At 50.3% G+C, this 15,031-nt stretch carries 10 protein-coding genes; 5 read left to right on the top strand and 5 right to left on the bottom strand.

Annotated elements, in window-relative coordinates; all coding sequences use genetic code 11:
* Positions 1–35: 35 nt before the first annotated feature.
* The gene (locus B3A20_RS03165; RefSeq protein WP_290761725.1) at positions 36–449 is read left to right on the top strand and encodes a hypothetical protein; all 414 of its coding nucleotides are present in this window, start codon (positions 36–38) and stop codon (positions 447–449) included.
* Here B3A20_RS03165 and B3A20_RS03160 read toward each other — a convergent pair whose 3' ends face one another.
* The gene (locus tag B3A20_RS03160) at positions 450–1,220 is read right to left on the bottom strand and encodes a tetratricopeptide repeat protein (protein ID WP_290761723.1); all 771 of its coding nucleotides are present in this window, start codon (positions 1,218–1,220) and stop codon (positions 450–452) included.
* Positions 1,221–1,330: 110 nt separating this feature from the next.
* Positions 1,331–3,148, bottom strand: coding sequence for a BatD family protein (locus B3A20_RS03155; protein ID WP_290761721.1), 1,818 nt, complete (start codon positions 3,146–3,148; stop codon positions 1,331–1,333).
* Between the two features lie 668 nt (positions 3,149–3,816).
* Here B3A20_RS03155 and B3A20_RS03150 point away from each other — a divergent pair.
* The 4 genes from B3A20_RS03150 (at position 3,817) to B3A20_RS03135 (ending at position 11,148) form a co-directional block, all read left to right on the top strand.
* Positions 3,817–5,790, top strand: coding sequence for a 4-alpha-glucanotransferase (locus B3A20_RS03150; protein ID WP_290761719.1), 1,974 nt, complete (start codon positions 3,817–3,819; stop codon positions 5,788–5,790).
* Between the two features lie 90 nt (positions 5,791–5,880).
* The gene (locus B3A20_RS03145; RefSeq protein ID WP_290761717.1) at positions 5,881–7,140 is read left to right on the top strand and encodes a glycoside hydrolase family 13 protein; all 1,260 of its coding nucleotides are present in this window, start codon (positions 5,881–5,883) and stop codon (positions 7,138–7,140) included.
* Positions 7,141–7,394: 254 nt separating this feature from the next.
* Complete coding sequence (gene secD, locus B3A20_RS03140) at positions 7,395–10,001, top strand: protein translocase subunit SecD (RefSeq protein WP_290761715.1); 2,607 nt, start codon at positions 7,395–7,397, stop codon at positions 9,999–10,001.
* A gap of 214 nt (positions 10,002–10,215) precedes the next feature.
* Positions 10,216–11,148, top strand: coding sequence for a magnesium transporter CorA family protein (locus B3A20_RS03135; RefSeq protein WP_173561382.1), 933 nt, complete (start codon positions 10,216–10,218; stop codon positions 11,146–11,148).
* 118 nt (positions 11,149–11,266) lie between these two features.
* Here the strand turns inward: B3A20_RS03135 and B3A20_RS03130 are convergent, their stop codons facing one another.
* From B3A20_RS03130 to gyrB, 3 genes are all read right to left on the bottom strand, one after another.
* Complete coding sequence (locus B3A20_RS03130; RefSeq protein ID WP_290761712.1) at positions 11,267–11,953, bottom strand: hypothetical protein; 687 nt, start codon at positions 11,951–11,953, stop codon at positions 11,267–11,269.
* Between the two features lie 124 nt (positions 11,954–12,077).
* Entirely contained in the window at positions 12,078–13,082 is a 1,005-nt protein-coding gene (locus B3A20_RS03125) for a polyprenyl synthetase family protein (RefSeq protein ID WP_290761710.1), read from the bottom strand.
* Positions 13,083–15,023: a DNA topoisomerase (ATP-hydrolyzing) subunit B gene (gene gyrB, locus B3A20_RS03120; RefSeq protein WP_173561388.1), complete on the bottom strand. Its 1,941-nt coding sequence runs from the start codon at positions 15,021–15,023 to the stop codon at positions 13,083–13,085.
* Between the last annotated feature and the right edge of the window lie 8 nt (positions 15,024–15,031).

Genomic DNA, 15,031 nt, shown 5'->3' with positions numbered 1-15,031 from the left:
CTTTACTTTTAGTCGGATGCGCATCTAGTTACGAAATGTGGGTCTCCGTATCCGATGGCAAAGGAGATTATTCCATTTATTGCGATGGAAAACAGGTTTGTCCGACAAGCGATTATTGCCGATTTAAATCTTCAACAAGTGAAGATGCGATTTATCTGGAAGCCCGCAAAGATGAAATTGTTTACGGCAACTTGTGGGTAAATCGCGGCGAATCCTCGTATCATTTTAGCGCAGGCTTGTTGCGCTATTGGCCGTTCTTTTCAGATGGTAGAGGTCACGGTAGCGTTGCAGTGACTATGTTGTTTTTGGATATGATTGCGCTTCCTGTAGCTGTCGTTACAGCTGTTGTTCCAACGAGGGAATCTGGAAAATTCCCTACAGAAGTCACCATTCCTATTACGCGAATGGATTCTGCATGGGTTAGCCCCTGGGACAAACCCTTCAAGTAATTACTTCACAATCCCGACTTCGCTGAGCTTTACGAATCCGCGGATTTTTTCGCCAAGGCGGATTTCGGCAAAGTTGCCTTGTTCGCCGATGACTTCGAAGCTGGTACCTTCGCTAAGCGTGTTAAGCGTTTGAGATTTGTCGCTCGGGGCGCTTGTCACGTCGGCGCTTGATGCTGTTACGACGCCCGTGATGTCCGTTTCAAGCGTGTACATCTTGTAGAGGGCGCTTGCTCCAATCGTACAGAGGATGACGCTCATACCGAATACAACGCCTGTGCAGATGTTCTTGCCGCGACTGCCGTTTACGAAGCGGCGGGCGAGAATCACGAGTGCAATTGCCCAAAAGAGAACGAGCGAAATGTTCATCTGGCTCTTGAGCGAAATCGCATGGTGCAAGTTCATGAGTCCTTCGAGAATCGGGTTCTCTTCTTCGTCGCCTTCCTTGTCGCGGGTCTTGGTCTGTGCGAAATTCAGGTTGTGCTGGATGTCGTCATCGCTTGGATGCAAACGTAGGGCGGACTTGTAGTAGAAAATCGCAAAGCCGAGTTTTCCGCTGCGGTAGTAGGCGTTACCCAGATTGTAATAGAGGTCTGCATTGACGATGCCTTCGTCAACGCATGTGCGCCATTCGTCAATCGCTCGTTCAAAGTCGTTTTCGTTATATGCTTTGGTGCCGGCGTCAATGCCTGCGCATTTTTCGGAGGCAGCACTTGCTGTTGCCATGATTAAAAGAGCTGTCGCGATTGTCAAAAAAATTCTATTCAGTTTCATAAAATCTTCCTTCTAATGCCATACCCGACTTGTTCGGGTTTTTCTTTTGCTGGAGATTCCCGCTTTCGCGGGAATGACAGCTTGTTTCGGGAATGACATGTTCAATGTTTTTATAGTTTCAGCGCCTCACAAAGCTTTTCGACATCTGCGAGCATTTGGGACTGTTCTTCGGTTGAAGCTGTGACTGGGGCGAATCGTACAAACGAGCATTTTTCAAGCCAACTGTCAATGTCGCTAATCGTTTCTTCCTTGACGCCGCGCTTTGCAAGTTCCTGCTTCATCTGCGGGCGGGTCATGCCCTTGAATTCGACGTTCGTCAAATTGCTGAGGTAATCGATAAGACCGTTTTCGAGGGCGGCGTAGAATGCCTTGCCGTCGCCGCTCTTGAGGGCCGCACGGGCGTTTGCGAACTTTTCCTTGAGCAACTTGTTTGCCTTACCCTTGCGGACGAGCGCCGTGTTGCTGTTGCGCTTGCGGCTTCGCGTGATGGCAAAGTTTGCAATCAGGTAGAATGGAATGGCTGCGAGGAAAAGAATCCAGAAGAGCACGCTCCTATGCGGGGCTGCCGTTTCGGACTTGTCCGTAATCGGGTGAATAAAGCGGATGTCGCTGCCGAGGAATTCAATTTCTTGCTTTTGGACGGCTGGCGTCGAAGTGCCTGTGCCTGCGGAAACCGGAGCTTGATAAACGGGTTCTGCGGGGGCGTCGCTCTTTTCAACTTCGATGGTCCACGGGCCTGCCGATGCTGTTTCGTACTTCTTTTTAGCGGGGTTGAACCAGGAATATGTAATGGCAGGTATTTCAAAGGTTCCCTTTTTCTTCGGGTAGAGGAACACCTTGATGTTTTTCGTGGTGACAACCTTGTTGCCCTTGACTTTCTTGTCGATGCTGTTTTCGGGGGGCACCGAGCGGAATTCGCTAAAGTCGGGGAGCTTCGGGTCTGTGATGGTGCCCGGAGTGCCGTCGCCCTTGATGCTGATCGCGAGCGTCAATGCTTCGCCAACCTTGAGGTTTGTGCGGTCAAAATTAGCGCTAAAGCTGTAGTTACCGACCATGCCCGAAAAGTCGTTGGGCTTGCCTTCGGTCGGGAGCGGGAGAACGGTAATAGAAAGCGGGGCGGTGGAGGTTTCCGTTTCGATGGATTCCTGTTTGACGCTTCTGCTAGAGAACGACATGCCGCCCATTTGCTTCTTTTCTTCGACAACTTTGGGTTCGCCGAGCTTGGTGTACTTGAACTTGAATGGCGGAATTTGGAGCGTGCCGCTCTTGGTCGGGCTAAGCCATGCAAATTTTGCGGATGCCTTCATTTCGCGGCGGGCACCTTCGACCGGCTTGAAATCCAGATTCGAGAGGTCGTTGCGGTGGACGATGAAATCGTTACCGGTGCTCATGTCGGTCGCCTGGAGGCCGCCCTGGAAGTGCTCAAAAGTGTGGAGACTGAGGGTGACGCTGAACTGTTCACCTTCGTAAATGGACTTTTTGCTCGGGGTAAGGCTTACGGCGAGTGCGTCGTCGCTATAGGAACGTTGAACGCTGACCGGGATTTTGCTGCTCACGACATTGGCTTCACCGCCAATCATCCATGTGAGCGTTCCGAGGTCCTGCGTACCAGTCTTCTTCGGGGCTCTGACTTTAAAAGAATAGACGCGAGCCTTGTAAGGCCTTCCGCCTCCGCCGAAAAACGAGTTGAAAATATCGTCCATGTCCGGGCGCATCACCTGGTCGGCACTGTCGAGCCCGAGAAACTTGAAATTGTTGCGTGTTTCGAGGCGGAGCGCACCTCTGTCCTGCGGGAGTTCCTGAATCGGAACAACGAACTGCAAATTGAATGTCTGACCCGCTTCGATGCGGTCGCTATCGACTTGAAGAGATGGCTTTGCGTTTACAAATGCTGTTAAACCGAGACATAAAAGCAAAAATCGTTTCATAGCCCATAATTTACCAAATTTCCACCCCGGAGATTGCAATATATTGGTGAAATCGCGGATTTGTTCGTGTCAATGGCGATGCCGGAACGGTGTCCGGCATGACAATGTTGAAGATGTGAACCATTTGCGTCGGTTTCGAAAAATTTTCGCGAAATTTATATTTTTCCCCCTTGAAACGTTAGTAAAATTTTGTTAATATTGGCGCCGTCAAAAACAAGGAGTCAAAACAATGTACTGCATTCTCGCTGCCCTCTTGATTAAGAGCTTTAGGAAATACGCAAAGCGCGCTTAATCGAAAAAAGTTTACTCTCTCTCCAACTAACGAACGCGATGCCACGGTTTTCCGTGGCTTTGCTGTTTTAGGGGGCGACAAGTGTCGGGTGGCATTTTGTTATGGACGAAATGTCCAAAAAAGTTGCCGAAATATATACTAAAATACCTTGACGTGTTAGTAAAACTTTGTTAATATTGGCGCCGTCAAAAACAAGGAGTCTAAATGTATTGCATTCTCGCCGCCCTCTTGATCAAGAGCTTTAAGAAGTACGCTAAGCGCGCTTAATAAAAAAACTGATCAGGATAGATGAAAATTGGTCTCGGGTTTCCGAGCCTTTTTTTATTTGCTAGCAATTTAAAAGATTCTTTTACAAAATTAGAGTTATATTTGAAGCATGCGATATGGTGATTTAACTTCCTTTCAAACCGGCGTAGCCGTTCCCCTTTTCAGTCTTCACAGCAAACACAGCATCGGCATTGGCGAATTTCTGGACTTGATTCCGTTCGCCCAGTGGGCCAAGTTCTGCGGGTTCAATATCATTCAGCTTTTGCCGGTAAACGATACCGGAACCGAGCCGAGCCCTTACAGTGCCCGCAGTGCATTTGCCTTGAATCCGGTGTTCATCAATGTGCAGTCTGTTGATGGCGCTACAGTCCTTGAACATGAAATCGAAAAGGCTCGTGAACAGTTCGCTAACATTGAACGTGTGGACTATTACCGCATTACCACATGGAAGCGCGCCATCCTCCGCAAGATTTTTGATAACCAGTATGACGTCCTGAAGACTTCGAAGAGGCTCCTTGCCTGGATTGACAAGAATTCCTGGGTCAAGTCGTACTGCGTCTATTGCACGCTCAAGGCCCAGAACAACGAAGCTAGCTGGAAGGACTGGAAAAAGTTCCAGAATCCCTCCGCTGCCGATGTCGATAAGCTCTGGATGAAAAACTACAGGGACGTGCTGTTCCAAGCCTGGATGCAGTACACTGCCGAAGGTCAGTTTACCGCTGCCGTGAACGAAGTTTCTAAGCTCGGACTCCGCCTCAAGGGCGATGTTCCTATCCTCATCAACGAAGACAGCGCCGACGTGTGGTTTGACCGCAAGTACTTCTCGCTTGCTGACCGCGCGGGCGCTCCTCCTGACATGTTCAGCTACGGTGGCCAGAACTGGGGCTTCCCGACTTACCGCTGGGACGTGCTTGAAGCCGATGACTTTGGCTGGTGGCGTCGCCGTTTGGCGCAGGCAAGCAAGTTCTATCACGCGTACCGCATTGACCACGTGCTCGGGTTCTTCCGTATTTGGGCGATTCCCGAACAGGAATCGACGGGCATTTTGGGTCGCTTCCAGCCGTCTATCCCGCTCACGTGGGAAGTGCTCCGCAATGCGGGATTCTACCGTGAAACACTTGAATATTTGCGCCGTCCGAACTACTCTGTGGACCAGTTGCGCGAATTCCTCGGCGCTGAAACGGACAGACTTATTTCTCTGTATTTCGAAAACTTGCCGGGAAAGTTCGACCGCTTTGTCATCAAACCGGAATACTTGTCGGAACGCGCAATTCTTTCGCTTGACGAACCGCAAGAAGTTAAGGATTCCATGCTCCGCGTCTACTGGAATCGCGTATTTATCCCGACGGGTGATGAAAATACGTTCTACCCGTACTGGTACTGGTACAACCAGCCGGTGCTCTTTACGCTCCCGCAGAACGAACAAGATAAATTGCATGACTTGATTGGCCAAAATGAACAGGCTCAGAACGCACTCTGGGAACAGAATGCCATGAAACTTTTGTCTGTACTCGCCAACGAAACGGATATGCTCGTTTGCGCCGAAGACCTTGGCGCCGTGCCGCCGTGCGTGCCGACCGTGCTCAAGAAACTCGACATCATGTCGCTGCGCATTGAACGCTGGGCCCGCAACTGGAATGTTCCGTATTCTCCGTACTACAGCATGGACGAATACCCGCGTCTCTCCGTTTGCACAACGAGCTGCCACGACACTTCGACGCTCCGCGGTCTTTGGGAAGAGCCTGACTTTGATAGGGCCTTCTACTGGTCTCATGCGGGCTTGCCGGGCGTTGCCCCTGAAAAGCTTACGCCGCCGGTGGTGCACGACATCTTGTCGCATGTGTTTACTGCAAATAGTTTGTTCTGCATTCCGCCGATCCAGGACTACTTTGCACTTTCTGCTTCGCTTTCTGATTGCGACCCGAAGGAAGAACGCGTCAACATTCCGGGAACGGTCGGTGGCAAGAACTGGACATATCGCACACCGTGCAGTGTTGAGGACTTGCTCGCCAATTCGGGCTTGATTTCGGAGATTAACAAACTTGTCGAAGAACGTAAGTCCCGTGCCCTTTGGAAAATATAGTTGGTAGATCTTAGACCGCTTCGCTCTTAGAACTTAGAAAATGCAGTATTCTAAGTTCTGCCAACTAAGTTCTAAGTTCTTACAATTCCTATGACATTTCCCAATTGGACCAAGGACGCTGTTTTCTATCAGATTTTTCCGGACCGCTTTTGCCGTAGTGCAAAGTACAAGGCGGTCGGAAAGTTTGTGGATTGGGATACGCTCCCAACCCGTGAAAACATGTTTGGCGGGAACCTTGCGGGCATTTGCGAAAAACTTGAATACATTGCGTCGCTCGGCGTGAATGCCGTTTATCTTTGCCCGATTTTCAAGAGCAATTCGAATCACCGTTACCATACGGTTGATTATTTTGAAATTGACCCGGTTTTAGGGACGCTCAGGGATTTTGACAAGCTTGTCAAAAAGGCGCACAAGCTTGGGCTTCGCGTGATTCTGGATGGCGTGTTCAACCATTGCTCACGCGGATTTTTCCAGTTCAACAGCTTGATGGAACTCGGCAAGAATTCCCCGTATGTGGACTGGTTCCATGTGCATGGCTGGCCGCTTCACGCGTATTCGGGCAAGCCCAATTACGATTGCTGGTGGGGTTACCCCGCGCTCCCGAAGTTCAATACCGACAATCCCGACGTGCGCGATTACCTTTTCTCGGTGGGCGAATATTGGATGAAGCGCGGCATTGACGGCTGGCGCCTCGATGTTCCGAACGAGATTGATGACGATAGCTTCTGGCAGGAATTCCGCCGCCGCATCAAGGCGATTAACCCGGATGCCTATATTGTCGGTGAAATTTGGGACGAGCCTTCGCGTTGGTTGCAGGGCGACCAGTTTGATGGCGTGATGAATTACCCCTTGCGCAAGGCGGTGCTCGCTTATCTCTTTGATGAAAAGTCGATTGCACTTGCCGAGTTTGCAAAGCGTTTGCGTGAAGCGTTCCCGAAGGGGCGTTTCGGCGTGCCGATGAACTTGCTCGGGAGTCACGATACGATTCGGCTTGCGTCACTTCCGTGCTCAAATTTGCAGCGCGTGAAGCTTGCGCTTGCGATTCTGTTCTTTTTGCCGGGCGCTCCCTGTATATATTATGGTGACGAAATCGGCATGTTGGGCGGTAAAGATCCGGACAATCGCAGGTCATTCCCTTGGGATAAATTTGCGGAAATGCAGAAAGCGCCTGTCTTTGAGTATTTGAAGGGCTTGATTGCGCTCCGTAACAGGGAAAGTGTGCTGCGTGACGGTGTGCTTGAGATTGCTTATAGCGCGGGCCGCCTGGAAATTGTCCGAACCCTTGGCAAAAAGAAAATGACGCTTACGATTACCGAGGCGAAGCCGGATCCGTTGTTTGAAATTTGTTGAGTTTTTCAGGTTTTAGGTCTATAATCGCGGCTTATCGTTTACTGTTCGTATCTCTTTAGGTTTTATCTGTTACGTTCTGGACAGGAGATTCCCGCCTCCGCGGAAATGACAGTTCGTGCTACCGTCTACTTTCTACTGCTTGATTCCCCCTTTTTTATGCCTAAAATTACTTCCTACTTCCTACTTCCTACTTCCTACTTTTCTAAATTTGACCCCGCAACTAGTATGTATAATGCCTTATTAAGGGATTACAAATGAATAAACATAAATTCGGCTTCCGAGAATTCATCATTCTCGCAGTCATCATTCTTTCGGCCTACACTGTATGGCCTTCTATTCAGGTTCACTCCAAGAAGGGTGAAGCCAAGCAGACCTTCCTCAAGGAAAATCCGAAACTGGGCTCTAAGTCCATCAACTTCGGCTTGGACCTTGCCGGTGGTACGAGCATCACTCTCCAGATCGACAAGTCTAGCCTCAAGGATGGCGAAGATATTAAGGACATCCAGGCACAGTCTCTTGAAATTATTCGTAACCGTGTTGACCAGTACGGCCTTTCTGAACCGCAGATTTCTCCGACTGGCGACGACCGCATTGTCGTTGAACTGGCTGGTGTGGATGACTCTACGGCTAAGGCTCTCGTGGGTTCTACGGCTAAGCTCGAATTCAAGATCCTCGCCGAATCTGAAAAGTTTACGCAGGTTGTTGGCCTTATCGACCAGTACCTCACTCGCCAGACGACCGACATCATTGCTGATTCCGCTAAGACGGACTCCGTCAAGACTGATTCTGTGAAGAAGGAAACCTTGTCGGATGACGAACTCCTTGCTGGTGGTGTTGCAAAGGCTGAAGAAAAGAAGGATACCGCTGCTGCAGAAGCCGCTCCGGCAGACGTGGTCGGACAGTCCCTTTCTTCTTTCTTCCTCTCTTTTGGCAATGGCGGTTTCATTGCTGAAGAAAGCGTCGAAAAGGTGAAGAAGCTCCTCGCTACGGAAGGTGTGCAGAAGCTCATCCCGCGCGATGTTGCATTTGCTTTCGGTAGCGGTCTTGAAAAGCTCCGCCGTGATGCAAATATCAAGGCCAAGCGTCTTTACCTCCTCAAGCGCCGTGCAGAAATGGGCGGTGACGATATCACGGATGCTCGCCCGTACCGCGTAAGCGATGGTATGAGCGCTGGTGAAGTTGCCGTGAACCTCAAGTTCGGTGGCATCGGTCCTAAGAAGTTCTCTGCTGTTACTGCTGCTAACGTCGGTAAGCAGATGGCCATCGTTCTCGATAACCAGGTCATCTCCGCTCCGGTCATTCGCGACCGTATCCCGAACGGCGAAGCTCAGATTACGGGTCTCGATGACATGGCTGAAGCAAACCGCCTCGCTGTTGTGCTCAAGGCTGGCGCCCTCAAAGCTCCGATGCAAATCATCGAAAGCCGTAGCGTTGGTGCAACTCTCGGTGAAGAAAACATTGTCCAGGGCTTCGGTTCCGGTGCTATCGGCCTCTTGCTCTGCTTGGTGTTCATGGTGGCCTACTACCGTCTCGGTGGTTTCATCGCGAGTATCGGTGTGATGATCAACGCCCTCGTGACTGCCGCTGTGATGTCCGTGTTTAACGCCACGCTTACTCTCCCGGGTATTGCTGGTTTCATCCTCGTCGTCGGTATGTCTCTCGACGCGAACGTGATTATTTTCGAACGTATTCGTGAAGAGCTCAAGAACGGCCTCACAGCTCGCGCCGCTGTCGCTAAGGGTTACGAACGTGCATTCAGCGCCATCTTGGACTCCAACTTGACGACTGTTTTGACGGGTCTTATTTTGTACAAAATCGGTACAGGTTCTGTCAAGGGTTTCGGTCTTACGCTTACAATCGGTATCCTCACGTCTCTCTTCTGCGCTATTACGGTTTCCCGAGCCGTGTTCGACTGGAGACTTGCTAAGCGCGACAGGACGACGCTCTCTATCGGTTCTGGTTTCAAGACTTTGAACAATGCGAACCTTCAGATTATGAAGAACCGTGGCAAGTTCAAGGTTCTCTCCTGGATTCTCATCATTGCAAGTATCGCTTGCATCGCTGTGAAGGGCTTTGACTTCAGTATCGACTTCACGGGTGGTCAGGTCTATACGATCCAGTATCAGGATGACGCTAAGCACGAAACCGACTTGAACAAGGCTTTGAGCAAGGCTGGCATCCAGGGTGCTCGCGTCCGCTCTCTCGGCGGTACGTCTGCTAATTCCTATCAGATCAGCGTTCGCGGTGATGACACGAGCTTCGAACTCGCCATGGCTAAGGCTTTCGAAGCCGCTAACCAGAAGTGCGAAATCGTGGCTAAGGACGCTGTCGGTCCGACCATCGGTAAGGAACTCCGCTTCAATGCTATTTTGTCTGTGATTCTCGCATGGCTCGGCATCGCTCTCTACGTGTGGTTCCGATTCGGTAAGCTCGGCCTTGGCTTCGGCGTTGCTGCTGTGCTTGGCCTTATTCACGATACCATCATCACGCTCGGCTTCATCTCGGCATTCAGCCTTTCTTTCGACGGCGCCTTGATTGCTTCGCTCCTCACGATGATTGGTTACTCTGTCAACGATACCATCGTGAACTTCGACCGTATCCGTGAAAATACCGCTCTCTTCGGTTCTGCCAAGTACGAACAGACCATCAATAGCTCTTTGAACCAGTGCTTCAGCCGTACGGTGATTACCTCTCTTACGACGCTCTTCGTTTGCGTGGTTCTCGCTGTTAAGGGCGGCTCTTCCATCCGCGACTTCGGTCTCGTTCAGTGCTTCGGTATCCTTATCGGTACTTACTCTTCTGTGTGCATCTGCTCTCCGATCGTTCTCTGGTGGAGCAAGAAGTTCAAGAAGGGTGTGTAAGTTAGATGAAAGAACGCTCGCGTTGCTCGCTACAGACGAGAGTGTTTAAGGTCACTGAGCTTGTCGAAGTGACTTACAGTTAAATAGGATTTGCCTCGGCGAAAGCCGGGGCTTTTACTATTATCAGCTTTTTTTTATTGGCTTTTCTTCCTACTGCCTACTTCCTACTGCCCACTATTTACTATATTGTGCCTGTTCGATAAAGGGGGCGCCTATGCTCAAGTATTACAAAATCGAATCCGGTCGTCTCGCAGTAGCTCCGAACGAGGAAGCTGCAGACATCGTTATGATGGGTTCGTTAAGCCAGGAACAGCGCAGCGTCCTGGTCAAAGAGTACGAAATCACTGAGCATACGATTGCATCCGCATTTGACTCCGACGAACTTTCCCGTATCGAATACGATGACGATTTTACGACCATCGTGTTTAAGAAGCCCAAGAATTATTCTGCCGAGGATAATTTCCAGTTCCGTGTGGAATCTTTTGGAATTTTCATTTTCAAGGACTGGGTCTTGCTCCTTACGGACAGCGACATTCCAGTGATGGATGAACGCAAGTTCTCGAAAATTGACAGCCTGAATACGTTTGTGCTTCGCGTGCTGAGCTTTGCTATTGCACACTTCAATGAACACTTGAAGATTATCAACCGCATCAACGATGACTTGGAACTCCGTCTCAATACGTCGATGGAAAACAAGTATTTGCTTTCGATGTTCAGCCTCAACAAGGGCTTGATTTACTACGTGAGCGCCTTGAACAGTAACGATACGCTGCTTCGCAAATTGCAGCTTGGCCGCAGCCTCAACTGGACCGAAGCTGAACGCGAACTCCTTGAAGATATTCAGATTGAAAATGGGCAGAGCCTGCAACAGGCTAACATTTACGCCAACATTTTGACATCCATGATGGATGCGCGCGCAAGCGTTATCAACAATAACGTGAACCAACTCATGAAGAACCTCACTATCGTGACGATTTCTATATCGCTCCCGACGTTCTTCGCAAGCTTGTTTGGCATGAACGTGAAGCTCCCCTTTGGCATGAACGGCGATGCGACTGTTGGCTCTCCGGTGGCGTTCTGGATTATCATTGTAATTTGCTTCTTGTCCGTGTTTGCATTCCTTGCCATTTGGATGCGCAAGAAATAATTTTGCGTCTCGCGCAAGTTCCTATTTATAAGAAAATACAAGAAAACGCGACCGTTGTGGTCGCGCTTTTCGTTTAAATGGGATGTTTTACCCTCACAGATTGGCAGTATTTTTTCGATTATTTCAGGATTGGCGTTCTGGCGATGCTTCTCTTGACGAATGCCAAAACACACTTTTCCCAGTCGGAGCGTGTCATGGCGTATGCGAATTTGCTGCGGATTTCTTCGTGACCGAAGGCGACGCGTTCGCCGGACTGGTTGTAGATGGCGTAGTCTGCGTAAATCCAAAGGCCTTTTTCAACAATCGTTTCGCCTGCGAATGCCATGCTGTTTTGTCCCGGATTTACGTTTGCGCCAAATGCAGCACCTGAAGAATAATAGGCTTGATTGGCGTGAGCATCTTCTCTGCGGCTAAAGAGTACATTGGAGATTGCCAAGTAGTACCCGTTACCCTGTTCCATAGAAGCTGGCTTCGGGGTCTTGAATTCTGTGGAGTCAACGTGATCCGTTTCGATAATCATGGATGCGGAATCGACCTTTTGATAGTCCAAAGCAATGGCATCCTTAATGTACATTTCGTAGTCCTTCTTGAGTTCCTGCTTGAACCATTCACCAAAGTTGTTTGCGTATTCTTCGATGTCGTCCTTGAGATCGTCCTGGTTTTCAACAACAGGTTCCGTGAAGACTACCGTGAGCTTTGTCGGCTTTTCGGTCCATGTTTGTGCGACCGAAAATGTGGGGGCTTTCTTGGCGCAACCTGCAAAAATCAATGCAATTGCGGCGAGCAAAATCAGTTTGAGTTTCATTCCATTTTCTCCTTTTTGGATTTATTTGTGCTCAAAATATAGCATAAAATAAAAAAAGAAAAAGCCTGCGATTATCTCGTAGGCTTGACTAATTATAAACTTATTCTAAGAATGTATCGCCGTTTTAGTTCCCGCGATCGCTCATGCTCGAGAACATGGCGGTAATTTCTTCGGTGAAGTTGCTCTTCGGAAATTTGTCGGCAATGGCTAGCGCTTGTTCCAAGTGATCCTGGGCTTCGGCCTTTGCCTTCGCAAAGCTCTTCTTTGCAAACAGACGGTCCTGAATCTTTTCAGGAATGCCTTCTGCAGAAGCCTTTGCGATAAAGCCTTCCATTTCGTGGCGTTCTTCTACGGTGCAGTCCTCAAAGTAATAGAGGAGCGGCAATGTGATGAGGCCGTTCGAGAGATCGGTGAACTTCGCCTTGTCCATGTTCACGGAACCATAGCCGTAGTCCAGCAGGTCATCGATAATCTGGAAAGCGATTCCAAAGTGTGTGCCCATCTTGGCGCATTCCTCGACCATCGGTTGGTCGAAACCAGCCAAAATGCCACCGATGCGTGCTGCAGCGTCAATGAGCGCTGCGGTCTTTCCATCGATGATTTCGTTGTAAGCCTTGCGAGAAAGTCCCATGTCACCGCAATGGTCGAGCTCCAGAATTTCACCGACAATCAGTTTGTCGGCTGCATCCGAAATAATCAGCGGTACGTTACGAACTTTTTCGTCAATGACGCAACGCATGGACTGCGAAAGCACATAGTCGCCAATCAACACGGCCACTTGCGTACCCCATTCGCGATGGGCAGTCTTTTGCCCGCGGCGGACGTCCGTGCCGTCAATGATATCGTCGTGCACGAGGCTTGCGAGGTGCAAAAGTTCTACGGCTGCGCAGGCGTGTGCTACACGGTCGATATCCGGCTTTTGCGAGCCGCAGTTTGCGAGCAGGCAAAGGAGCGTCGAACGGATGCGCTTGCCTTTGCGACTAAATAGCGTTACAAGGCGGTCACTAATCCCTGCGGGGGCATTCTTTGCCACCTGCATAATGACCTGTTCTGTCTTGTCTAACTCCACTTTTACCAAGTCGCGAGCTTGGGATAAAACGGCTTTGAAGTCGGCTTTCGTCGGACTCATTTAAATATCCAAATCGTTCAAGACTTTATATGCGTTCGTTTCGATGAACTTGCGGCGCGGTTCCACGTCTTCGCCCATGAGCATGCTGAAAATCTGGTCAGCAAGGACGCTGTCTTCCACATGGCACTGCTTGAGGAATCGTGTCTTCGGGTTCATGGTCGTGTCGTTCAGCTGTTCCGGCGACATTTCGCCCAGACCTTTGAATCGGGTAATCGCGACATTCTTCTTGTCTTCGATTTCGGCCATGACCTTGTCCTTTTCGTTTTCGTCGAACAGGTAGCGTTCTTTCTGGCCAATCTTTAACTTGTACAGAGGCGGCATGGCAAGGAAAATGTGCCCAGCGTCAATGAGCGGGCGCATGTAGCGGAAGAAGAACGTGAGGAGAAGCGTCTGGATGTGAGAGCCGTCCACATCAGCATCGGTCATGATGATGATTTTGTCGTAGCGGAGCTTTTCAATTTTGAATTCCGTGCCGATGCCGGTACCGATGGCGTTCACCAGGTTCTGGATTTCTTCGGTATCGAGCACGCGGTGGAGGCTTGCCTTTTCGACGTTCAAAATCTTACCGCGGATAGGGAGAATGGCCTGGAATTCACGGCTACGACCCATCTTTGCAGAACCACCTGCAGAGTCTCCTTCCACGATGAACATTTCGCATTCCTTCGGGTCGCGGCTGGAGCAGTCGGCGAGCTTGCCCGGAAGGCCGCCACTTTCAAGAACGTTCTTGCGGCGGGCGAGTGTACGTGCGCGGTGGGCTGCTTCACGAGCCACAGCGGCGTTATAAACTTTATCCAAGATAATCTTGACGGCAGCCGGATTTTCCTGGAAGTATTCTTCGAGCTTGGCACCGAATGCAGAAGCTACATAGCCTGCGATTTCGGAGTTGCCGAGCTTGCGCTTGGTCTGGCCTTCGAACTGCGGTTGTGAGACCTTAATAGCGATAACTGCGGTAAGACCTTCACGGATGTCGTCCGAGGTAATCTGCGCTTCTTTCTTGCCCTTCGGCATGTCTTGTGCGAACTTACTGATAACACGGGTGAGGGCCGTCTTGAAGCCCGTCACGTGCGTACCGCCATCGTAAGTATTTACGTTGTTGACGAAACTGAAGAAGTTTTCCTGATAACCGTCATTGTACCACATGGCAACTTCCAAGGGGTACTGGCCATCGGGGAGAACCAAGTGGATCGGTTCTGCAAAAAGCGGTGTGCGGTGTTCGTCCACATAGCGCACAAATTCAGAAACGCCACCAGGGAAGCAGAACGTGTCGGTCTGCTTGTGTTCTGGATCGCGTTCGTCCGTGAGCGTCAAGCGCAGCCCACTCATGAGGAATGCGAGTTCGCGGAAACGCGTGGCGAGCGTGTCATACACGTAGACGGTTTCGGAGAAAATTGTATCGTCCGGATAGAACTCAACAGTCGTACCGGTCGTTCCGTCAGATTCTCCAATGTCGACCTGCGGACCGCACGGAATACCGCGTGCAAATTCCTGACGGACAATGCGGCCATTGCGGCGCACGGTCACGATAAGCTTGTTAGAAAGTGCATTCACGCAGCTCACGCCCACGCCGTGCAAACCGGCGGAAACTTTATAAGAGCTGTTGTTGAACTTGCCACCGGCGTGGAGCTTGGTCATCACGACCTGGATGGTGCCCACCTTTTCTTTCGGGTGGATGTCGGTCGGAATGCCGCGTCCGTTGTCGGTGACGCGGATGCCGTTACCCGGTAAAATCGAAATTTCGATATGGTTGCAGAAGCCAGCCAAAGCTTCGTCCACGGAGTTGTCGACCACTTCCCAAACGAGGTGGTGGAGCCCGCGAATATCGGTAGAACCAATGTACATTGCAGGGCGGACACGAACTGCTTCTAGACCTTCGAGAACGGTAATGCTTGAACCGCTATAATCTGCTTCCGCCTTCTTTACTTCTTCTGTTTCTTCTGCCATAATTCCTC

This window comes from Fibrobacter sp. UBA4297 (genome assembly GCF_002394865.1).
GTDB lineage: Bacteria > Fibrobacterota > Fibrobacteria > Fibrobacterales > Fibrobacteraceae > Fibrobacter.
Note: the sequence above shows the minus strand (reverse complement) of the source record. Positions and strands in the feature narration are given on the sequence as shown.